7 protein-coding genes are annotated in these 23,573 nt (G+C 73.2%); 5 read left to right on the top strand and 2 right to left on the bottom strand.

Features of this window, described 5'->3' with window-relative positions:
• Nucleotides 1-38 precede the first annotated feature (38 nt).
• Both AB5J49_RS02970 and AB5J49_RS02965 read right to left on the bottom strand, forming a co-directional pair.
• Complete coding sequence (locus AB5J49_RS02970; RefSeq protein ID WP_369166901.1) at nt 39-935, bottom strand: ABC transporter permease; 897 nt, start codon at nt 933-935, stop codon at nt 39-41.
• Nucleotides 935-1,894: an ABC transporter ATP-binding protein gene (locus AB5J49_RS02965; protein WP_369166900.1), complete on the bottom strand. Its 960-nt coding sequence runs from the start codon at nt 1,892-1,894 to the stop codon at nt 935-937. Before AB5J49_RS02965 ends, AB5J49_RS02970 begins: the two co-directional genes overlap by 1 nt.
• Nucleotides 1,895-2,032: 138 nt before the next feature.
• Here AB5J49_RS02965 and AB5J49_RS02960 point away from each other — a divergent pair, with 138 nt between their 5' ends.
• The 5 genes from AB5J49_RS02960 (at nt 2,033) to AB5J49_RS02940 (ending at nt 23,571) form a co-directional block, all read left to right on the top strand.
• A complete protein-coding gene (locus tag AB5J49_RS02960) occupies nt 2,033-3,787 on the top strand; it encodes a fatty acyl-AMP ligase (protein WP_369166899.1) in 1,755 nt (584 codons plus the stop codon).
• Nucleotides 3,784-5,577, top strand: a complete 1,794-nt coding sequence (locus AB5J49_RS02955; RefSeq protein WP_369166898.1) for an acyl-CoA dehydrogenase family protein — start codon at nt 3,784-3,786, stop codon at nt 5,575-5,577. Before AB5J49_RS02960 ends, AB5J49_RS02955 begins: the two co-directional genes overlap by 4 nt.
• Entirely contained in the window at nt 5,574-7,286 is a 1,713-nt protein-coding gene (locus AB5J49_RS02950) for an acyl-CoA dehydrogenase (RefSeq protein ID WP_369166897.1), read from the top strand. Before AB5J49_RS02955 ends, AB5J49_RS02950 begins: the two co-directional genes overlap by 4 nt.
• Before the next feature lie 119 nt (nt 7,287-7,405).
• The gene (locus tag AB5J49_RS02945) at nt 7,406-7,663 is read left to right on the top strand and encodes an acyl carrier protein (RefSeq protein WP_369166896.1); all 258 of its coding nucleotides are present in this window, start codon (nt 7,406-7,408) and stop codon (nt 7,661-7,663) included.
• A gap of 2 nt (nt 7,664-7,665) precedes the next feature.
• Entirely contained in the window at nt 7,666-23,571 is a 15,906-nt protein-coding gene (locus AB5J49_RS02940) for an amino acid adenylation domain-containing protein (protein WP_369166895.1), read from the top strand.
• Nucleotides 23,572-23,573: the final 2 nt, after the last annotated feature.

Raw genomic sequence — 23,573 nt, 5'->3', positions numbered from 1 at the left:
GCCGGGCGCGGGGCTGTCGGGAGGGTGCGCGGCCGAGGTCAGCGGCTGGTGCGGGTGCGGTAGCGCCAGGTCGACAGGGTGATGAAGACGGCGATGACCAGTACCGAGCAGCCCACGGTGTACAGCGCGGGGTGATGGGCGGGCCAGGCGCGCTGCACGGGGAAGCCGGGCGGGGGAGTGTTGCCGAAGAAGCGGCGCAGGGCGTTCGCCAGTGAGGTGATCGGGTTCCAGGCCGCCAGGGTGGACAGCGGTCCCGGCAGGGTCGCGCCGGAGACGAAGCCGGAGGAGATGAACGTGGCGGGGAACAGCCAGATGATGCCGAGGCTGCCGGCCACCTGGGCGTTCGGGGTGATGAGGGCGACGAACACGCCGATCCACGACATCGCGAAGGAGAACAGGAGCACCAGCAGGACCCCGGCGGCCACCTCGACCGGTCCGGTGTGCGGGCGCCAACCCATCAGCAGCCCGCACACGGTGGTGACGGCGACACTCGCCACGCAGGTGGTGAGGTCGGAGGTGGTGCGGCCGAGCAGCAGGGCCACGCGGGAGATCGGCAGGGTGCGGAAGCGGTCGACCATGCCCTGGTCGAGGTCCCGGGAGAGCCCGACCGTGGTGAAGGTGGTGGTGAAGGCCACGGTCTGGGCGATCAGTCCGGCCACCATGTACTCGCGGTAGGCCGTGCCGCCCAGGCTGTTGCCGAAGACGTACCCGATGAGCATGGCGTAGACCACCGGCTCCACCAGGCAGGAGATGAGCAGCCCGGGCGTGCGCCGCAGGTGCAGCAGGTTGCGCAGGGCGAGGTCCGCGCTCTGGGCGACGACACGGAGCGCGGGGTTGCGCCGGGCGCGGGTCGGGATCGCGGTCGGGGGGAGGCCGGTGCCGGGTGCGCCATGGTGCGGGGAGCCGGTCCTGTGGACGTCCGTGGGCGTGCTCATCACGCCGCCTTCTGCCGGGCGCGGCTGGTCAGGCCGAGGAACACGTCGTCCAGGGTGCTGCGGCTGAGCCCGATCTCCAGTACGTCGACCCCTTCGTCCTCCAGTGCGGTGAGGGCGCGGCCCAGTGCGGCCGGGCCGTCGGCGGCGGCCGCCTCCACGCGCCGGGCGCGCCGGTCAACCGTCGGGGCCGCGCCGGTGGCCTGTGCGGCGGCCCGCGCGGCCGCGTCGAGCTGGTGGTCCTCGGCGACACACACCACGATCCGGTTTCCGGCGGCAGCTTTCAGCTCGTCGCTGGTGCCCTCGGCCACCACCTGGCCCCGGTCGATCACCGTGATCCGGTCGGCGAGGCGGTCCGCCTCCTCCAGGTACTGGGTCGTCAGCAGGATCGTGGTGCCGCCGGCGACGAGTTCGCCGACCGCGTCCCAGGTGTCGAGTCTGCTCTCGGGGTCGAGTCCCGTGGTGGGCTCGTCCAGCACGACCAGGGGCGGTGAGCCGACGAGGGCGGCGGCCAGATCCAGCCGCCGGCGCATACCGCCGGAGTAGGTGTTCGCCGGGCGTCCCGCGACGGCGGAGAGCCGGAACCGGGACAGCAGGTCATCGGCGGTGCGGCGGGCCGTACGGCGGCCCACTCCGCGCAGTTTCGCGAGGAGATGGAGGTTCTCGAAGCCGGTCAGCATGCCGTCGATCGTCGAATACTGGCCAGCCATTCCGATCGTGGAGCGGACCTTTTCCGGTTCGGCCGTCACATTCCAGCCATTCACGAATGCGTGGCCGGAATCCGGCTTGAGGAGGGTCGTCAGAATCTTTACCAGCGTGGTTTTTCCAGCTCCGTTCGGACCCAGGAGGCCCAGGACCTCGCCCGGGCTCACCTGTAGGTCGACGCCGCGTAAGGCGTGACTTCCCTTGAATCTCTTGCGTAGTCCCTGTACGGCGATGGCCGACGCGATTGGGGTATGCACAGATCCGTTCTACGCCCGCCGATGATCGAAGTCGATCATGGAACGTTCAAGGTTTCTTGTGCGTTCGATGGTGTTACTTGAAGGTTGTTTTAACGTTTCACTACTGGTTCGGGAATCAAGATCACGTACGTTTTTGTCGTGCGAGAATTACTCACGACGCTGAGGGAACAGGCAGCGCGTAATCCGCAGCAGCCTGCCGTGACATTCGTTTCGGACTTCAGCGAAATCAGACGTACGGTGCGCGACCGCGCACAACTCGATGTGCATTCCCGGCGTATTGCCTCCTGGCTCCAGGAGCGCCTCTCTCCAGGGGACCGGGTGCTGCTCCTCTACTCCCCGGGAATCGAATTCACCACCGCGTTCTCCGCCTGTGTCTACGCCGGCGTCATCGCCGTGCCGGCCCCGCTGCCGGGCCGCTACCGGCACGAGCGCCGCAGGCTCGCCGCGATCGCCCGCGACGCGGGGGTGCGAGCCATCCTGACGCAGCGCAGCGACCTCCCGGACGTCGAGAAGTGGGTCGCCGAGGAGGGAGTCGTCGGCGCGGTATGCCACCCGACCGACTCCGGTGACGGGGACCCGGCCGCCTGGACCGTTCCCGAGGTGTCGCCCGAGACCCTGGCACTGCTCCAGTACACGTCGGGATCGACCGGCGACCCCAAGGGCGTCATGGTCACCCACGGCAACCTGGTCGCCAACGTGGACCGGATGGTCCGCATGTTCGGGAACGACAGCGGCACGGTGTACGGCGGCTGGATCCCCCTCTACCACGACATGGGGCTGATCGGCCTGATGCTGCCCGGCCTCCTGTGCGGGAGCGGGTATGTCCAGATGGACCCCATGTCGTTCCTGCGCCGCCCGTACCACTGGCTGCGGATGCTGGACGCGTGCGACGTCGGATTCACCGCCGCGCCCGACTTCGGCTACGAGCTGTGTGTACGACGGGTCACCGACGAGCAGCTCGCCATGCTCGACCTGTCCCGGCTCAAGGCCGCCGACGGCTCCGAGCCGGTCCGCGCCGACGTCGTCGCCGCCTTCACCGAGAGGTTCGCCGCCGCGGGACTGCGGCCCGACGCGCTCATCCCGGTGTACGGCCTGGCAGAGGCGACTCTGATGGCCTCCGGCACCACCGGGCGGCCACCCCTGCGGACCACGGTCGACGCCACGGCACTCGAGAACCGGGTGCTCAGGCCGGCCGACGACACGGAAGCGTCCCGCGTACTGATCGGCTGCGGGGCGCCGGCCGGGTCCGACGTCGTGATCGTCGATCCCGGCACCGGGGACGCCCTGCCCGAGGGCCGCATCGGCGAGATCTGGCTCAGCGGCCCCTGCGTCACCGCGGGTTACTGGGAGAACGAGGACGCCACGAGCGCCACGTTCCGGGCGTACACGGGCGACGGAAGCGGACCTCACCTGCGCACGGGCGACCTCGGCGGCCTGCTCGACGGCGACCTGTACATCACCGGCCGCCGCAAGGACGTCCTCGTCCTGCACGGGCGCAATCTGCACCCCTCGGACATCGAGTACGAACTGCGCTCCCAACACGAGGAACTGGAGGGCCTGCACGGCGCCGTCTTCATGGTCGGCGACGACGACGGAGTGGACATCGCCCCCGCGATCGTCGCCGTGCACGAGATACGTGCCCACTGGGGCGCCGAGCGGCTGAGCGAGATCGCCGTGGAGATGAAGCAGACCATGGCCCGGGAGTTCGGCGTACCGGTCGCGGCCGTCGCCCTGGTGCGGCCCGGCGGCGTCCGGCGCACCACGAGCGGGAAGGTGCAGCGCTCGGCGATGCGCGCCCTCTACCTCGCCGGTGAACTGGACACCCTGCACCTCGGCGAGGACAAGTTGCTGACGGCGGCCCTGGCCGAACACCGGCGGGTGACCGCGCGATGACCACGACGACGGACCTGGAGACCCTGCTCGCCGCCCACGAGGACGACACCTTCTCGCCCGCCGCGCTCGCCGAGCTGGACGCCCGTGAGGAGTTCCCCGGCGACGCGGTCCGCGTCCTCGACGACGCGGGGCTGGCCGCCCACTACGTCCTGCCGCCGGACGGCGATGTCAGCGGGACGTGCGATGTCAGCGAGACGGTACGGCTGCTGCGCGCCGTCGCCCGCCGCGACCTGACCGTGGCCATCGCGCACGGCAAGACGTTCCTCGGGACGGCGCCGGTGTGGGTGGCCGGCACCCCGGACCAGGCCACCCGGCTCGCCGAACGGGTACGCGGGGGCGAGGCGGTCTGCTGGGGACTGACCGAGCGCGACCACGGCGCCGACCTGCTCGCTGGCGAGTTGGCGGCGGTTGCCGACACGGAATCCGGGGCCGGCGGCAGCGGCAGCGGCAGCGGCAACGGCATCGGCGGTGACGCCGGCAGTGGCGTCGGCGGTGGCAGTGGTGGCTGGCGGCTCACCGGCGAGAAGTGGCTCATCAACAACGCCACCCGCGCCACCCTCGCCTGCGTCCTCGCCCGCACCGACCCGGCGGGCGGCGGACGCGGCTTCAGCCTCTTCCTCGTGGACAAGCGACGGCTGCCCGAGGGTGCATGGCGGAGCTTGCCGAAGGTCCGCACACACGGCATCCGCGGCGCCGACATCAGCGGCTTCGCCCTGGACGGCGCCCCGGTTCCCGCCGACGCCCTCGTCGGCGAGGAGGGCGACGGGATCGCCGTAGTCCTCAAAACGCTCCAGCTCACCCGTATCGCCTGCACGGCGCTCTCCCTCGGCGCCGCCGACCACGCCCTGCGGCTGGCCCGGGACTTCGCCACCGGCCGCGAACTGTACGGCCGCCGCCTCGCCGACGTCCCGCACGTGCGGCGCATCCTCGGCCGGGCAGCCGCCGCGGCGCTGACCGCCGAGGCGGTGAGCGCGCTCTCCGCCCGCTCGGTGCACACCCTGCCCGGGGAACTGAGCGCGATCTCAGCGATCACCAAGGCCTACGTCCCGACGCTGACCCAGGAGACGCTCGGCTCGCTCGGTGAGCTGCTGGGCGTACGCGGCTTCCTCACCTCACCGCCCGGTGGAGGCTTCGCCAAACTGGAGCGCGACCACCGCATCTGCGCGATCTTCGACGGCAGCACGGTCGTCAACCGCGCGGCCCTCCTCAACCAGATGCCGCGCCTGGCCCGTCAGCCGAGCCGCCGCCGCACCGACACCGAGGGCCTGCGGGTGGCCGCCGACCTCACCGCGCCCCTGCCCCCGTTCGACCGGGACCGTCTGACGCTGCTGTCCGTCACGGGCTGCAGCGCCGTGCAGGCCCTGCCGGACCTGGCGGAGCACATACGGGAGGAAGGGCCACCGGAGGCGGGTGTGCTCATGGACCGGCTGCTCGCCGAACTCGCCCGGATGGAAACGGAGTCGGCGGACTTCCTGCCGGTGGCGGGCGGACTGCCCAGCACCGCCTTCGGCCTGGCCGAGACCTACGAACGCGCCTACGCCGCTGCCGCCGTCCTGCTGCTGTGGCGGGAGAACCCGACCCTGCGCACGGGACGGCTCGGCCTGGACGGCCTGTGGTTGCGGGCCTGCCTGGCCGCCCTGCTCGGTGAGGACGGCAGCGCCAACGCGAGCGCCGGCGACCGCGACAAGGACCGCGAATGCGACCGCGCCAACGACGTCTTCGACGCCCTGGCCGACGTCGTTCTCGGCACGCCCGAGACGGAGTTCACCCTGTGGGGAGGCACCGCATGACCACCGCCACGGGCCTGGCCCCCAAGCGCGCCGACGAACTGGAACACCTGCTCGGCCCCCTCTCCGACCCGGCCAACCCCACCGGAGCGACCGCCGTCCTTGCCGCCGACGAACGCGCCGAGATGCTCACCGCCGGAGAGGCACTGCTGCACTCGTACGGGCTGAACGCCGAGTTCGTACCGCCCGAGCTGGGCGGTCGTCTGGAGCGGGCCGACCACCTCGCCGAGGTCATGCGTGCCCTGTACCGCCGCGACCCCGCGCTCGGCCTCGGCTACGGCGCCAGCTCGCTCATCGCCGGAGTCACCCTGTGGACCGCCGGCGACGAACGGCAGACCGAACGCGCCGCCGGCCTGCTCCTGGACGGCCGACGCATCGCCATCGCCTTCCACGAACTGGCGCACGGCAACGACATGGCGGGCACGGAGTTCGCCGCGCACACCGCACCCGACGGCGGGCTGCGGCTGAGCGGACGTAAGGAAGTGGTCACCAACATCGCGCGGGCCGACGCCATGGTCCTCCTCGCCCGCACGGATCCCCGGCCCGGCCCGCGCAGCCACTCCCTGGTCCTCGTCGACCGGGCGAGCGCCGACCCCGCGCACCTCACCGACCTGCCGCGCTTCGGCACCGTCGGCATGCGGGGCGTCCAGCTCGGCGGCCTGAGCTTCGACGAACTGCCCGTGCCCGCCTCCGCGGTGCTCGGCCCCGTCGGCTCCGGCCTGGAGACCGCGCTGAAGGCCCTCCAGATCACCCGCACGGTCCTGCCCGCGATGACCACCGGAATCCTCGACACCGGACTGCGCATCGCCCTCGACCACCTGACAGGGCGTCGGCTCTACGGCGGCCCCGCGACCGCCCTCCCGCACGTCCGCTCGGTGCTGGCCGGCGTCTTCGCCGACCTGCTGCGCGCCGAGGCGCTCGGCGCGGTCGGCGCCCGTGCACTGCACCTGGCGCCCGGCGCGGCGAGCGTGTACGCCTCCGCGGTCAAGTTCGAGGTGTCCCGCCTGCTACTGGAGGCCATGGACCGCCTCGCGGAACTCCTGGGTGCCCACTTCTACCTGCGCGAGGGACCGACCGCGCTGTTCCAGAAGCTGCTGCGCGACCTCGCCCCCGTCGGCTTCGGGCACATCGCGCGCGCCGCCTGCCAGATGAGCCTGCTGCCGCAACTCCCGCTGCTGGCCCGCCGCACCTGGAACCGCCCCGGCACCGAGGCGCCCGGCGACCTGTTCGCGCTCGACCGGGCGCTGCCGCCCCTGCCGTACGACCGGCTGGCCCTGCACGCCGCGGGCCGCGACCCGATCGCCGGTTCCCTCCACGCCCTGCTCGACGCGCCCTGGACGCCCGAGCATGCCGACCTGCGGGCCGCCATCGCCGGCGACCGCGCCGATCTGGCCGAACTGGCTGCCGTGTGTGGGCAGTTGTCGCCGGTGGACCTGGGTGTCGAGGCCCGCCCCGAGCACTACGACCTCGTCACCCGGTACGTACGCCTCCTGTCCCGGACCGCCTGCGTCCAGGTGTGGCGGCACGCCGGACCGGGGGACTTCCTGGCCGACCCCGCCTGGGCGCGCGCGGCCCTGCACCGCTCGGCCCCCGGCCCGCACCGGCCGGGCCCGCTGCCCGCCCAGGTCGAGGACGCGCTCTTCGCCGAACTCCTGGACCGCCGGGCCACGGGCCGCTCCTTCGGCCTGACCGGAAGACAGCTCGCCGTCTGAGGTCCGCCTGCCACCTGAAGGCCGTACGCCGTCCTACCCCGCTCGCCTGCCCAGGCGTGCCGTGCCGCCGTGCGCCCGGCCTCCGTTTTCCCTCTCCGTTCAAGAAAGAGACCCCCCTCATGACTGCTGGCAACCGTGACGTGCACACCTGGCTGACCGAGCGCGTGGCGACCTACCTGCGCCGTTCGCCGGAGGACATCGACACGTCCGTACCGCTGGCCGACTACGGCCTGGACTCCCTGACGGCGCTGGCCATCACCGCCGACATCGAGGACGAGTTCGAGGTGACCGTGGACGACGCGCTGACCTGGGACCATCCCACGGTCGACGCGCTGAGCGCGGCTCTGTCCGGGCTGGTCGGCGAGAAGCAGGCCTGACGATGAGCACTGCGCTTCCGCTCACGGCGGCCCAGCAAGGGGTGTGGGTCGCCCAGCGCCTCGCCCCCGACAGCCCCCTGTACACCTGCGGCATCTACTACGACGTCCCCGGCCCCGTGGACCGCGCCCTGCTGACCCGGGCCGTCGAGCAGGCCGTGGCCGAGACCGAGGCACTGCGGGTCCGCTTCCACGAGGACGGGGAGACGGCTCGGCAGACGGTCGACCCGTCCGTCACGGGGGAGTTGGAGTACCTGGACCTCAGCGGCGAGGCCGACCCGGTCGGCGCCGCGCGGGCCTGGATCGACGCCGACCAGGCCCGCCCCGTCCCGGTCACCGGCGACCGGCTGTTCCGGCACACCCTGCTGCGGCTCGGCTCCGACCGGCACTGGTTCCACTTCCGCTACCACCACATCCTCCTCGACGGCTACGGACAGGTCCTGCACTGCCGCCGTGTGCTGGAGGTCTACACGGCCCTCGCGGCGGGCGAGCAGCCACCCGCGAGCGGCTTCGGCACGCTCAGCGAGGTCCTGTCCGAGGAGAACGCCTACCTCGGCTCCGCCCGGCACGAGCGCGACGGCGCCTACTGGCAGCGGGAGTTCGCCGACCTGCCCGAGTCGACCGAGCTGGGCTCCGGAGCCACGGGACTCGCACCCAGCCTGCCCGGCGCGAATCTCCGGCTGCCCGAGGAGACCGCCCTGCGCGTGCGCGGACTCACCGGGTCCCGCTGGTCCCTGCCGGTGATCGCCGCCATGGCCGCCCACACCCACCGGGTCACCGGCGCTCACGACGTCCTCGTCCGCGCGTTCATGGCCGCCCGGCTCAGCCCGCACGCCCTGGCGACACCCGCCATGCTCGTCAACGACGTGCCGCTGCGGATCCCCGTCGACGGTTCGACGACCTTCACCGAACTGCTCGACCGCGTCGCCGCCCGCCTGGCCGAGGCCACCCGCCACCAGCGCTACCCGCACGACGAACTCCGCCGCGACCTCCCCGCCACGGCCCACCCGGGCTCCCTGAACGGCCCGTCCCTGAACGTCCTCTCCTTCGCCGCCGCCCGCCTGCCCTTCGGGCCCGTCCAGGCCGAGGCACACCAGTTGGCCTCCGGACCGGTACGCGACCTGGCCCTGCACGCCTACGGCGACCCCGAGGCCGGCGACGGCATCGAGCTCACCGTCAACGCCCACCCCGGCCGCTTCACCCCCGACACGGCCGCCGCCCACCGCGACCGCTACGCCCGCCTCCTCACCACCGCAACCGAGCACCCCGACCGGCCCATCGGCGCCCTCGACCTGCTCGACGACACGGAGCAGGAGCGCTTCCACACCCGCAACGCCACCGCCCGCCCGGCCGAACCGCGCTCACTGGTGGAGCTGTTCGAGGCCCAGGACCCGACCGCCGAGGCCGTCGTCTGCGAGGGCGAGCGGCTGACGTACGGCGAACTCCACGCGCGCGTCAACCGGCTCGCGCACGCCCTGCGCGGACGGGGTGTGGGACCCGAGTCGCGGGTCGCGGTGAAGCTGCCCCGCTCGTCCGACCTGATCGTCGCGCTGTGGGCGGTGCTCAAGACCGGCGCCGCGTACGTGCCCGTCGAGACCGGCTACCCGGCCGAGCGGATCGCCTACGTCCTCGCCGACGCCCGCGTGTCGTTCGTGCTCGACGAGGAGAACGTACGGACCCTCGGCGAGGGCGAGCCCGAATCGAACCCCGGCGTCGTCCCGCGGGGGGACAGCGCCGCCTACGTCATCCACACCTCGGGCACCACCGGCCGCCCCAAGGGCACCGTCGTCACCCACGCCGGTATCGGCAACATGCTCGCCTGGATGCAGGACGAGTACCGGCTCACCCCGGCGGACCGGGTCGTGCACAAGACGCCGATCGGGTTCGACGTGTCGGTGTGGGAGGTCTTCTGGACCCTCACCCGCGGCGCGACCCTCGTCGTCGCCCGCTCCGACGGCCACCGCGACCCCGCCTACCTCGCCCGCCTGGTCCGCGACGAACACGCCACCGTCATCCACTTCGTCCCGGCGATGCTCGGCCCGTTCCTCGACGAGTACATCCCGACCGCTTCCCTGCGCATGGTCAGCTGCGGCGGCGAGGCACTGCCCGCCGGGCTCGCCGACCGCTTCCACCGCGAGTGCGGCGCGCGGCTGCACAACTCCTACGGGCCCACCGAGTTCGCGGTGACCGCGACCTCCCACGCCTGCGCGCCCGGCGAGCCCGTCACCATCGGCACGCCCACCCACAACTCCCGTGCCTACGTGCTCGATCCGGCCCTGCAACCGGTCCCGGACGGCGTCACCGGTGAGCTGTACCTCGCGGGCGTCCAGCTCGCCCGCGGCTACTTCGACCGCCCCGGCCCGACCGCCGAGCGGTTCGTCGCCGACCCCCACGGACCGGCCGGCACCCGCATGTACCGCACCGGCGACCTGGTGCGCCGCCGGGCCGACGGCGACCTGGAGTTCGTCGGACGCGCCGACGACCAGGTCAAGATCAACGGGCAGCGCGTCGAACCCGCCGAGGTCGAGGCCGTACTGGCCTCGGTGCCCGGCGTCGAGCAGGCCGTGGTCCTCGTCCACGACTCCGCCGCCGGCGCCAGGCAGCTCGTCGGCTACGTGACCGGCACACCGGAGACCGACCCGCGGGCCCACCTCGCGGACCGGTTGCCCGCGCACATGGTGCCGGTGAGCGTGTTCGTCCTGCCGTCGATCCCGGTGACCCCCAACGGCAAGGTCGACCGCCATGCCCTGCGCGCCCCCGAGCGGCCCGTCGGCGGACGCGCGCCAGAGACCGGCACCGAACGCACCCTGCACGCGCTTGCCGCGGACCTGATCGGCCGCCCCGAACTGGGCGTGGACGACGACCTGTTCGCCCTCGGCGCGGACAGCATCCACGCCATCCAGCTCGTCAGCCGGGCCCGCCGCCAGGGCCTGCGCCTCACCCCCCAGGACGTCTTCGACCACCCGACCGTCGCCCGGCTCGCCACCGTCGCCGCGACGGCACCGGCGACCCCGTCCGTCGAGGACGACCCGGTCGGCGAGCTCCCCGTGACGCCGATGGCCCGGCGCCTGGCCGAACGCGCCGGCCCCACCGCCGGGTTCGCCCAGTCCCTCCTCCTCGCCGCACGGCCCGGACTGTCGTACGACCGGATGGCCGCCGCCCTCCAGAAGCTGCTCGACCGGCATGACGCCCTGCGCATGCGAGGCCGGCGCATCCGGCCCGTGGGCGCCGTACGGGCCGAGGAGTGCCTGACCCGTGCCGGGGACGAGGACGTGGCCGGGCAGAAGGAGGCCGCCCGGCGTGCGCTGTCGCCCGACGACGGGGTGATGGTGCGGGCCGTGTGGTTCGAGTCCGGCCGGCTGCTGCTCGTGCTCCACCACCTGGTCGTCGACGGAGTGTCCTGGCGCGTCCTGCTGACCGACCTCGCCGAGGCGCTCGCCGACGGCGAACTGTCCCCGCCGGGGACGTCCCTGCGCCGCTGGGCCGAGCACCTCGCCATACTGCCGGACGACGAAATCCCCCTGTGGAAAGACCTGTTGTCCGCCTCCGAGCCCGTCCTCGGCGCCCGCCCGCTCGACCCCGCCCAGGACGTCCACGGCACCGCCCGCTCGATCACCGTCACCGTCCCGGCCGACCTCACCGGCACCCTGCTGACCACCCTGCCCGCCGCCTACCGGGCGACCCCGGACGACATCCTGCTCGCCGCGCTCTCGGCGGCCGTACAACGCCACCGAGGCGAGGGACCGGTCCTGGTCGACCTGGAGGGCCACGGCCGCGACCACCTGCCCGACGGGATGGATCTGTCCACCACCGTCGGCTGGTTCACCCGTATCCACCCGGTGCGCCTGGGCCCCGGCACCGAGACCGACGCCGCCCTGATCAAGCGCACCAAGGAGGAGCTGCGCGCCGTCCCGCACGGCGGCCGCGGCCACGACCTGCTGCGCGACCACCTCGCCGGGCTGCCCACGCCCCAGATCTCCTTCAACTACCTGGGCCGGCTGGACGCACAGGACCTCGGCGGCTGGCACCTCGCCGAGGGCGAAACGGCCGTGGAACTGCTCGCCGACGACCGTCTCGCCCTCACCCACGCCGTCCAGATCGACGCCTACGTCCGTGGCGGCGCGCTCACCGCCGAGTGGACCTACCCCTCGGGCGTCCTCACGGAGGCCGACGTGCGTGCCCTCGCCGAGGCGTGGACCGGAGCCCTGGCCGAGCTGGCCACGCACACGCGAGGCGGCCTCACCGTCTCCGACGTGCCGCACGTGCGGATCACCCAGGAGGAACTGGACCGCTTCCGCGGCGCCACGGACGTCCTGCCGCTCTCCCCGCTCCAGGAGGGACTGCTCTTCCTCGCGCTGTACGAGCCCGACGACCCGTACGTCGGCCAGCTCGTGCTGGAGATCGACGGAGGCTTCGACGCCGACCGGATGCGGGCCGCCGCCACCGCCCTGCTGCGCCGCTACCCCAACCTGCGCGCCGCCTTCCGCAGCCGCTCGGCCGGCGCACCCGTGCAGATGGTCCCCGCCGACGTCAAGGTGGGCTGGGAGCAGCGCGACGAGGACGACCTGGAGGCGTTCCTCGCCCGCGACCGGGCCCGCGGCTTCAGCGTCGTCCGGCCGCCCCTGCTGCGGTTCACCGCGCTCGGCGACCGTCTCGTGCTGACCCACCACCACCTGCTGCTGGACGGCTGGTCCCTGCCGCTGCTGGTGCGCGACCTGTTCACCCTGTACGGCGGCACCGAACTGGCCCCGGCCGCCCCGTACCGCGACTACCTGGCGTGGCTCGGCCGGCAGGACCACGAGGCCTCCGCCGAGGTGTGGCGCCGGCAGCTCGCCGGCCTCGCCGGACCCACTCTGCTCGCCCCCGCCGACCGCACCTGCGACGCGCACGACGTCCATGAGCTCGTCCTGCCCGAGGCACTGACCGACGCGCTGTCGGCGACGGCCCGTGCGCACCGGCTCACCCTCAACACCGTCGTGCAGGGCCTGTGGGGCCTGTTGCTGAGCGCCTTCACCGGCCGCGACGACGTAGTGTTCGGCGCGACCGTTTCCGGGCGGCCACCCGAGCTGCCCGGCGCGGAGTCGATGGTCGGACTGTTCGTCAACACGCTGCCGGTCCGCGTCCGCGTCGACCACGAGGAACCACTGGCCGCGCTGCTGGCCCGGCTCCAGCACGAGCAGCAGTCCCTCCACCCCCACCAGCACGCCTCCCTCGCGGAGATGACCCGCGCGACCGGCTTCGACGCCCTGTTCGACACCGTCGTCGCCTTCGAGAACTACCCGATGAGCGACGGCATCGAGGCCGGCGGCCTGCGCCTCGCCCACGCCCACCTCGTCGAGCGCACCCACTACCCGGTCAGCCTCTCCGTCTTCCCCGGGGAGCGGCTGCGGCTGAGGTTCTCCTACCTCGCCGGTGCCTTCGACGCCACGGCCGTCGCTCGGCTCGCCGACCTCCTGGCGGACCTGATCGGCAGCGCGGCCGCCGGACTCGACGTTCACACCGGTGAGTTGGCCGCCGTGAGCGAGGAGGACCGGCTGCTCGTCACCGGTGTTCGTGCGGCCGACGCTCCCGCGAGGACCGCCCGCACCGTCGGGGGCGGTGAGCCCCGCTCGCCCGAGGAGCGGACGCTGTGCGCCATCGTCGCCGACGTCCTCGGCGTGGAACGGGTCGGCGTCGACGACGAGTTCTTCGCGCTCGGCGGTACCTCGATCCTGATGATCCGTCTGGTCCACCGGGTGCGCGACGAGTTCGGCGTCGACCTGTCCCTGCGGGACCTCTTCGCCGACCCCACCGTCGCAGGCGTCGCCGAACGCCTGACCCGCCTGTCTCCCCAGGCCAAGCGCATCACGGCGGAGGAACGGCCCGACCGGATCCCGCTGTCGTTCGCCCAGGAACGCATGTGGTTCCTGCAACGCCTCCAGGGCACCTCCGGCACGTACAACATCCCCCTGCAGATCCGGCTGACCGGCGTCCTCGACGCCGACGCCCTCAGCGGCGCGCTGGCCGACCTCGTCGCCCGCCACGAGGCGCTGCGCACCGTCTACCCGGAGGACGCCGACGGCCCGCACCAGGTCGTCCTGCCGCCCGAGACGCCGTACACCACGGAGTTCGTCCGGGACGCCGCCCCCGACCTGGCCGCCGACGCCGCCCGCCCCTTCGACCTGACCCGCGACGTGCCCCTGCGGACGACGCTGTACGAGACCGGCCCCGACACCCACGTCCTGCTGCTGGTCGTGCACCACATCGCGGCGGACGGCGCCTCGCTGCGCCCGATGGCCGAGGACATCACGGCCGCCTACCGCGCCCGGACCGGCGGCGACGCACCCGGCTTCCCCGAACTCGCCGTCCAGTACCCGGACTTCGCGACCTGGCAGCGCGAGACGCTCGCCGCGGACCTGCCCCGCCAGATCGACCACTGGAAGCAGCACCTCGACGGCCTCCCGCCCGAGGTCACCTTCCCCGGCGACCGGCCGCGCCCGGCGGTGGCCACACACCGCGGCGACCATGTGGAGTTCCCCGTCGGCCCGGAGCTCTACCAGCGGATGCTGGACCTGGCCGGCCGTACCCGCACGACCCCGTTCATGATCCTCCAGGCCGCCGTGTCGCTGCTGCTGACCCGGCTCGGCGCGGGCGAGGACATCCCGCTCGGCGGGGTGATCGCCGACCGGCCCGACTCGGCGCTCGACGACGTGGTGGGCGTCTTCATCAACACCCTCGTCTACCGCATGGACACCTCCGGCGACCCGAGCTTCGAGGAGCTGCTGGTCCGCGTCCGGGAGACGGGACTCGCCGCCTACGCGCACCAGGGCGTCCCGTTCGAACGCCTCGTGGAGGAGCTGAACCCCGAGCGCTCCCGCTCCCGGCACGCCTTCTTCCAGGTGATGCTGGCCTGGCTGGACCTGACCGAGGCCCGCTTCGACCTGCCCGGCGTCACCGCCGACCCGGGCCCGGTGACCAGCGGCACCGCCAAGTTCGACGTGCACTTCGACTGCCACGTCCACGAGGACGGCGGGCTGCTGTGCCGCCTGGAGTACGCCACCGACCTGTACGACCGGCGGACGGCGGAGAGCTTCGCCGCCAGGTTCGTGCGCATCCTGGAGCACGTCACCACCGACCCCGCACAGCGGCTGTCCGAGGTGGACGTACTCGGCCCCGACGACCGCGCCCTGGTGCTGCACGGCTGGAACGACACCGGCCTCTCCTGGGACGACCCGCGGTCGATCGTGGAGCGGTTCGAGGCGCAGGACCCGGGCGCCGAGGCCGTCCTCTTCGAGGGCGAGCGCGTCACCTACCGCGAGCTGAACCTCCGCGTGAACCGCCTCGCGCACGCCCTGCGCGGCCGGGGCGTCGGCCCCGAGTCACGGGTCGCGGTGATGCTGCCGCGCTCGGTGGACCTGATCGTGGCCCTGTGGGCGGTGCTCAAGGCGGGCGCCGCGTACGTGCCCATCGACACCGGCTATCCGGCCGACCGGATCGCGTACATCCTCGACGACTCCGGCGCGACCCTGCTCATATCCGACCGGGACGTGGACGGGTTCGACCGCATCGGGCCGGAGAGCGGTGTCGGACCCGAGAGTGGGGGGCGCGCGGAGAACCCGGGCGTGCCGGTGCACGGCGACAACGCCGCCTACGTCATCTACACCTCCGGCTCCACCGGCCGCCCCAAGGGCACCGTCAACACCTACGCGGGCATGGCCAACCGCCTGTGGTGGATGCAGCGCGACCATCAACTGACCGCCGGTGAGCGGGTGTTGCAGTCCACCCCCGTGAGCTTCGACGTGTCGGTGTGGGAGGTCTTCTGGACCCTCACCCACGGCGGCACCCTCGTCGTCGCCCGCCCCGACGGCCACCGCGACCCGCTCTACCTGGAGCGGCTGATGAGCGAGCAGCGCGTCGCGGTCGTCCACCTCAGCTCCTCGATGCTCGGCGCCTACCTCGCCGAGTCCCGGCTGCCGGCCTCGGTGCGCCTGGTCGTCTCCGGCGACGAGGCGCTGCCCGCCGAACTGGTCCGCCGATTCCACGAGCACGCGGCGAACGAGGACGCCGTGCTCCTCAACGCCTACGGCCCGACCGAGGCCGCCGTCGACGTCACCACCTGGTCGGCCGGCCCGGACACCGAGACCGTCCTGATCGGCGGCCCCGTCCCCAACACCCGCATGTACGTGCTGGACGCCAATCTGGCCCCGGTCGCGCCGGGCGTGCCCGGCGAGCTCTACTGCGAGGGCGTTCAGCTAGCGCGCGGCTACCTCGACCGGCCGACCCTGACCGCCGAGCGTTTCGTCGCGAGCCCCTACGGCCCGCCCGGATCCCGCATGTACCGCACGGGGGACGTGGCACGCTGGACGGCGGACGGCGAGCTGGAGTACCTGGGCCGCGCCGACAACCAGGTCAAGCTGCGCGGCTTCCGAGTCGAACTCGGCGAGATCGAGGACGCGCTGGCCGACCATCCGGCCGTCGCCCGGGCCGCCGCGGCCGTCCACGGCCAGTGGCTCGTCGGCTACGTCGTCCCCGCCGACCCGGACACCCCGCTCGACGCCGCCGACGACGTACGCGACCGCCTCGCCGCCCGGCTGCCCGAGTACATGGTCCCGGCCCAGATCGTCACCCTGGACGCGTTGCCGCTCACCCCGAACGGCAAGCTCGACCGGGGGGCCCTGCCCGCCCCCGACATCACGCACACCACCGGACGCGGGCCACGCACCCCGCAGGAGGAGATCCTGTGCGGGCTGTTCGCCGAAGTGCTCGGCGCGGGCGAGGTCTCCATCGACGACGACTTCTTCTCGCTCGGCGGCCACTCCCTGCTGGTGACCCGGCTGGCGAGCCGCATCCGCGCCGCCCTCGACGTCGACATCGAACTGTCGGTGCTGTTCGAGGCGACGACCGTGGCGAAGCTCGCTTCCCGGCTCGCCGGTAGCGGACCGCGCCGCGGCGGCCTCACCGCACAGCCGCGCGACGGGCGCTTGCCGCTGTCGTACGCACAGGAACGGCTGTGGTTCCTGCACCGCTTCGAGGGCCCGTCCCCGACATACAACCTGCCGGTCGCGCTGCGGCTGACCGGTGACCTCGACGTGCCCGCGCTCACGGCCGCCCTGGCCGACGTGGCGCAGCGGCACGAGGCGCTGCGCACGGTCTTCGCCGAGGACGGACACGGCCCGCACCAGATCGTCCTGCCGTCGGTGCCGCCGCTGACCGTGGTGAGCGTCGACGAGGAAGGGCTCGCGGCACGATTGGCCGAGGCCGTCCGCACCCCGTTCGACCTCACCGCCCAACCCCCGCTGCGGACCACCCTGTTCGACCTCGGCGCCGGGGAGCACGTCCTGCTCCTCGCCCTGCACCACATCGCCGGCGACGGCGCCTCCATGGCCCCGCTCGCCCGCGACCTCGCCACCGCCTACGCGGCCCGGACCCGGGGCGAGGAGCCCGGTTGGGACCGACTACCCGTCCAGTACGCCGACTTCGCGGTGTGGCAGCGGCGGGCGCTGGGCGCGGCCGACGATCCGGACAGTGCCCTGGCCCGGCAGCTCGACCACTGGCGCGGCACGCTCACCGGGCTGCCCGAGCAGATGGAGCTGCCCTTCGACCAGCCGCGGCCCGCCGTGCCCACCCATCGCGGCGACACCGTGCCCTTCGCCGTCGAACCCGAGGTCCACACGGGCCTGGTCCGGCTCGCCCGGGAGCACCACACGACCGTCTTCATGGTCGTGCACGCCGTTCTGGCCACCTTGCTGCACCGGCTCGGCGCGGGCGACGACATCGTCATCGGCTCACCGGTCGCGAACCGCACGGATGACGCCCTGACGCCCCTCGTGGGCTTCTTCGCCAACAACCTCGTGCTGCGCACCGACCTGACCGGCGACCCCGACTTCACCGAGGTGCTGCGCCGGGTGCGGGCCGCCGACCTGGCCGCCTACGCCCACCAGGACGTGCCGTTCGAGCGGGTCGTGGAAGCGGTGAACCCGGCGCGCTCCACCGCCCGGCACCCGCTGTTCCAGACCGGCCTGAACTTCAACAACGCCGACCAGCAGGCCGCGCTCGACCTCGCCGTCGACCTGCCCGGGCTCACTGCACTGGTCCAGCCGGTCGCGTCGCCCGCAGCCAAGTTCGACCTGTCGTTCTTCCTCACCGAGCGGCCCGAGGGCGGGGTGAGCGGGCTCCTGGAGTTCGCCACCGACCTGTTCGACCGCGACTCGGCCGCCCGCATCGCGGCGCGCTTCACCCGTCTGCTCACCGCCGTCACCGCCGAACCCGGCCGCCCGGTAGGGGAGTTCGACATCGTGGACGACGACGAACGGCGGCTGCTGCTCACCGAGTGGAACACCACCGGCCACGAGGTGCCGTCGGCCACCCTCACCGACCTGATCGAGGCCCAGGCCGCCCGTACCCCGGACGCCACCGCCGTCGTCTTCGGCGCGACCGAACTGTCGTACGCCGAACTCGACGCCCGCGCCAACCAGTTGGCCCGGCACCTGATCGCCCTGGGCGCTGGTCCGGAGCGGTATGTCGCCGTCCTGATGCCGGTCGGCGAGGACATCCCGGTGACCCTGCTGGCCGCGCTGAAGACCGGCGCCGGCTACCTGCCGCTCGACCCGGCGCACCCGGCCGACCGGCTCGCCTTCATGCTGGGCGACATCGCTCCCGCCGCTGTGGTCACGACTGCCGAACTCGCGGAAGCCGTAAGCCCGTTGACGGATGCACCAGTCATCCACACGGGCGATCCGGCGACCGCGGAGCAGTCGCCCGCCCCGCTCACCGGGGTGGACCGGCGGCCCGAGCACGCCGCGTTCGTCATCTTCACCTCGGGTTCGACCGGGCGACCCAAGGCGGTCGTCGTCGAGCACCGTTCGCTGGTCGCCTACCTGGCCTGGGCGACGCACGAGTACGACAGCCTGCGCCGACGCGTCCTGGTGCACTCGCCGGTCTCCTTCGACCTCACCGCCACCGGCATGTTCGGCCCGCTGATCTCCGGCGGCACCGTGGAACTGGTCCGCTGGACCGCCGGCGGCCCCGACCCGGACGCCCACGTCACCCGGCCCGACTTCGTCAAGGCCACCCCCAGCCATCTGCACCTGCTGGGCGTGGTGCCCGAGGAGTACTCACCCGGCGGCCAACTCGTCCTCGGTGGCGAGTCGTTGCTCGGCGACGTGCTGGACGCCTGGCGCACCCGGCACCCCGGCGTGACCGTCCTCAACGAGTACGGCCCGACCGAGACGACCATCGGCTGCAGCCTGTTCCGCATCGCACCCGGCGACCCCGTCCCACCCGGCGTCATCACGATCGGCACGCCCGCCTGGAACACGCAGATGTACGTGCTGGACGCGCTGCTGCGCCCGGCGCCCGTCGGCACCGCCGGGGAGCTGTACGTCGCGGGCGACCTCGTCACCCGCGGCTACCACGGACGTCCCGGCCTGACCGCCGGGCGCTTCGTCGCCAACCCGTTCGGCCCGCCCGGATCCCGGATGTACCGCACCGGCGACCTGGCCCGCTGGACGGCCGCCGGACTGCTGGAGTTCGTCAGCCGCGTGGACGACCAGGTCAAGATCCGCGGGTTCCGCATCGAACTCGGCGAGGTGGAGGCCGTCCTGACGGCTCAGCCCGGCATCGACGCGGCCGCCGTGGTGGTCCGCGAGGACACCCCCGGCGACAAGCGCCTGGTCGCCTACGTGGTGCCGGAGCCGGATCGCCCGGCGGACCCGGCCGCCCTGCGCGCCGCCGCCGCGCGGGCGCTGCCCGACTACATGGTCCCCGCCGCCTTCGTCGTACTGGAGACCCTGCCGCTGACCGCCAACGGCAAGATCGCCCGCAAGGCGCTGCCGGCCCCGGACCTCGGCACCAACGGCTCGGGCCGACCGCCCGCCGAGGGCACGGAGCGGCGCGTGGCGGACCTCTTCGCGGACGTCCTCGGCGTGCCCGACGTGAGCCCCGACGACGACTTCTTCCGCCTCGGCGGCCACTCCCTGCTCGTCGCACGGCTGGTCAACCGCGTCCGCGCCGACTTCGGCGCCGAGCTGTCCATGCGGGACGTCTTCGAGCACACGACCGTCGCCGGACTCGCGGGACTGCTGTCGGGGCGGCCGACGGAGGCCGTACGGCCCCCGCTCGTCCGGCGTGAACGGCCCGAGCGGGTGCCCCTGTCGGCGGCGCAGCGGCGGATGTGGTTCCTCGACCGGCTCGACGGCCAGGCGCAGACGTACACCATCCCCGTCGTCCTGCGGATGACCGGCACCCTCGACAGGGACGCCCTGCGGAACGCCTTCGGCGACCTGGTCCGGCGGCACGAAGTCCTGCGCACCGTGATCGCCGAGGGCCCGGAGGGGCCGCACCAGGTCGTCGTCGACACGGAACCGCGCTTCGCGATCCGGTCGTACGACCCGGCCGACTTCGACGCGGGGATGGCGGAAGCCGCCCGGATGCCGTTCTCCCTGGACCACCAACTGCCCATCCGCGCCGTACTGTTCACCGACGGGGAGCAGGCACACGCCCTGCTGCTGCTCCTGCACCACATCGCGGGCGACGGCTCATCCATGCGGCCCCTCGCCGAGGACCTCTCCACGGCCTACGCCGCCCGCCTCGCCGGCCGCGCCCCCGACTGGACCGCGCTGCCCGTCCAATACGCCGACTACGCGCTGTGGGAGCGGGAACTGCCCGCCGACCGGGTCGACTTCTGGACGAGGGAGCTGGCCGGGATCCCCCACCAGATCGAGCTGCCCACCGACCGCCCCCGGCCCGCCGTCGCCTCCCAGCGCGGTGGCACGGTGCCCTTCACGGTGCCGGCCGGACTGCGCGGCCGTATCGAAGCGCTCGGCCGGGACCGGGGCGCCAGCGCCTTCATGGTGCTGCACGCCACGCTCGTCACCTTGCTGCACCGGCTGGGCGCCGGCGACGACATCGTGATCGGAACTCCCGTGGAAGGCCGCCCGGACACCGCGCTCGAAGACCTCGTCGGGCTGTTCGCCAACACCCTGGTGCTGCGCGCCGACACCTCCGGCGACCCCACGTTCGAGGAGCTCCTGGACCGGGTGCGAGCGGCGGACGTGGCGGCGTACGACCACACCGACGTGCCGTTCGAGCAGCTGGTCGAGGTCCTCAACCCGGCGCGCTCGCGCTCCCGGCACCCGCTGTTCCAGGTCATGCTGACGGTCAATCAGGAAGCCGTCGCGCCCACCCTGCCCGGACTCGACGTGACCGTCGGGGACGTGCACGGTGACCGCGCCAAGTTCGACCTGTCGCTGACGCTCGTCGAGGGTCTCGAGGGCGTCGAGGGTGGCGAGGACGGTGAGAGCGGCTGGTCCGGATGGGTCGAGTACGCCTCGGACCTGTTCGACCGTGCCACCGCCGAGAGCGTTGCCGCCCGCTATCTGCGCCTGCTTCAGGAGGTGACCGCCGACCCGGCGCGTCCCCTGCACGCCCTGCCCCTGCTCACCCCCGCCGAACGCGAGGACGCGCTCGTCCGGCGGGCCGGCACCGCCCGGCCGCTGCCGCAGGCGTCGCTGCCGGAGATGTTCGAGGCACAGGTGGCGCGCACTCCGCACGCCGTGGCCGTCGTCGCGGACGGTACGGAGCTGACGTACGACGAGCTGAACCGTCGCGCAGGCCGGCTCGCCCGGCACCTGGCCGCGCTCGGGGCCGGACCGGAGACCGTCGTCGCCGTGGTGCTGCCGCGCCGCCCGGAGGTGGTCGTGGCTCTGCTCGCGGTCCTGAAGACCGGGGCCGCCTACCTGCCGATCGACCCGGCCAACCCCCGGGCGCGGATCGACGCCCTCGTCGCCGACGCGGGCGCCGCGATCGTGCTCGACGAGGACGCCCTTGCCGCCGTCCCGGACAACGGCGCGGCCGCGGACGGCGACCCGGGAGCCCGGGTCCACCCCCGGCAGGCCGCCTACCTGATCTACACCTCCGGATCGACGGGCCGCCCGAAGGGAGTGGTCGTCGAACACGGCTCGCTCGCCGCCTATCTGAGCGAGGCCGCAGCGATGTACCCGGCCGCCGCGGGCGAGTCCCTGGTCCACACTTCCCTGGCTTTCGACATGCCGGTGACCACGCTGTTCACGCCGCTGGTCACGGGCGGCCGGGTGCGGTTCGGGGAACTGGACGACGACACTCCGACCCCCGACCTGCTCAAGGTCACCCCGAGCCATCTGCGGCTGCTGGAGTCGCTGCCCGACCGCGTCTGCGACGCCCGGAACCTGGTCATCGGCGGCGAGGCACTCGACGGCACCGCCCTGCAGGCGTGGCGCGAGAGGCACCCCAAGGCCGTGGTGATCAACGAGTACGGTCCCACTGAGGCGACCGTCGGCTGTGTCGTCCACCGGCTCGAACCGGACAACGACCTCGCCGCGGGACCGGTGCCCATCGGCCGCCCCATCGGGGGCGCGCGCGTCTACGTGCTCGACGAGCACCTCCAGCCCGTCCCCGACGGGGTGTGGGGCGAGCTGTATCTCGCCGGCGCCGGGCTCGCCCGCGGCTACACAGGCCGGCCCGGCCAGAGCGCCGAGCGGTTCGTCGCCGACCCGTACGGCCCGCCCGGCGCCCGCATGTACCGGGTGGGCGACCGGGCCCGCTGGAACCGCGCCGGGGTGCTGGAGTACGCCGGACGCGTCGACGACCAGGTCAAGGTCCGGGGCTACCGGATCGAGCCCGGCGAGATCGAGTCCGCGCTGACCGCGCTCGACGGGGTCGCACGCGCCGCCGTGATGGCCCGCGAGGACCGTCCGGGCGACCAGCGGCTGGTCGCCTACGTCGTGCCGCGTCAGCAGAGTTCCGCGCCGCTCGTCGCCGACGAACTACGGGCCCGGCTCGCCGCGACGCTGCCCGCGTACCTCGTGCCGTCCGCGTTCGTCGAGGTCGACGCGATCCCGCTGAACGCCAACGGCAAGCTCGACCGCAGGGCGCTGCCCGCCCCGCCGGACACCGCCGCCGGTACCGGCCGGGCACCGCGGACCCCGCGGGAGGCACTGCTGTGCGGGCTGTTCGCCGAGGTACTGGGCGTGCCCGAGGTCTCCGCCGACGACGACTTCTTTGCCCTCGGCGGCCACTCCCTCCTCGGTACGCGGCTCATCGCCCGGGTCCGCGCCGAACTGGGCGCCCGTGTCTCGGTGCGGACCCTGTTCGAGGCCTCTACGGCGGCCGCGTTCGCCGAACGGCTGGACGCCGGCCCCACCGAGGGCGACCCGGACGCGCTGGCCCCGCTGCTGCCGCTGCGGAACACCTCGGCCTCCGGCACCCCGCTGTTCTGCCTGCACCACGTGGACGGGATCGGCTGGTGCTACGCGGTGCTCGGCCCGCACCTCGACGAGGACACGCCCCTGTACGCCGTCCAGGCCGCCGGAATCGACGGCGACGACGAACTGCCCGGCAGCATCGGCGAGATGGCGCAGCGGGCCGTCGAACTCATCCGCGAGGCCTGGCCGTCGGGACCGTACCGGCTGCTCGGCTGCTCGATGGGCGGGCTGCTCGCCCACGAGGTGGCCGTACAGCTGCGGGAGGCCGGACAGACCGTCGAGGCGCTGATACTGCTCGACACCCACCTCCCGCACATCGACCACGACGGGGTCGAACCGACCGAGCAGCAGCTGCGGGACCACGTGCCGATCCCGGAGGACGGACCGGTGCAGCTCACGCAGGAGCTCCGGGCCGACCTGGTGCGGGTCGGCGCCCACATCCGACGGCTCACGCTCCGGCACGTGCCCCGCACCTTCGACGGCGATGCCGTGCTCTTCCACGCCCTGCGTCCCAGCGCGCCCGGCGAGCCGCTGCTCGACCCGGCCGACTGGCGCCCCCATGTGACCGGACGGATCGATGTCCACGACGTCGACGTCGCCCACCTCGACCTCCTGCTCGGCCGATCGGCCGAATCCATCGGCCGGACCGTGGCCGCCCTCCTCCGCACCGAGAACGACCGGAAAAGGAACTGATC

Origin of the sequence: Streptomyces sp. R28, from assembly GCF_041052385.1 — a bacterium.
Classification (GTDB): Bacteria; Actinomycetota; Actinomycetes; order Streptomycetales; family Streptomycetaceae; genus Streptomyces.
The sequence above is the reverse complement of the archived record's forward strand: the minus strand, read 5'-3'. Positions and strand labels throughout refer to the sequence as shown.

Bases quoted from the DNA above. Each gene is read 5' to 3' on its own strand.
- AB5J49_RS02970 (WP_369166901.1), bottom strand. From the start codon at position 935: ATGAGCACGCCCACGGACGTCCACAGGACCGGCTCCCCGCACCATGGC.
- AB5J49_RS02955 (WP_369166898.1), top strand. From the start codon at position 3,784: ATGACCACGACGACGGACCTGGAGACCCTGCTCGCCGCCCACGAGGAC.
- AB5J49_RS02950 (WP_369166897.1), top strand. From the start codon at position 5,574: ATGACCACCGCCACGGGCCTGGCCCCCAAGCGCGCCGACGAACTGGAA.
- AB5J49_RS02945 (WP_369166896.1), top strand. From the start codon at position 7,406: ATGACTGCTGGCAACCGTGACGTGCACACCTGGCTGACCGAGCGCGTG.
- AB5J49_RS02940 (WP_369166895.1), top strand. From the start codon at position 7,666: ATGAGCACTGCGCTTCCGCTCACGGCGGCCCAGCAAGGGGTGTGGGTC.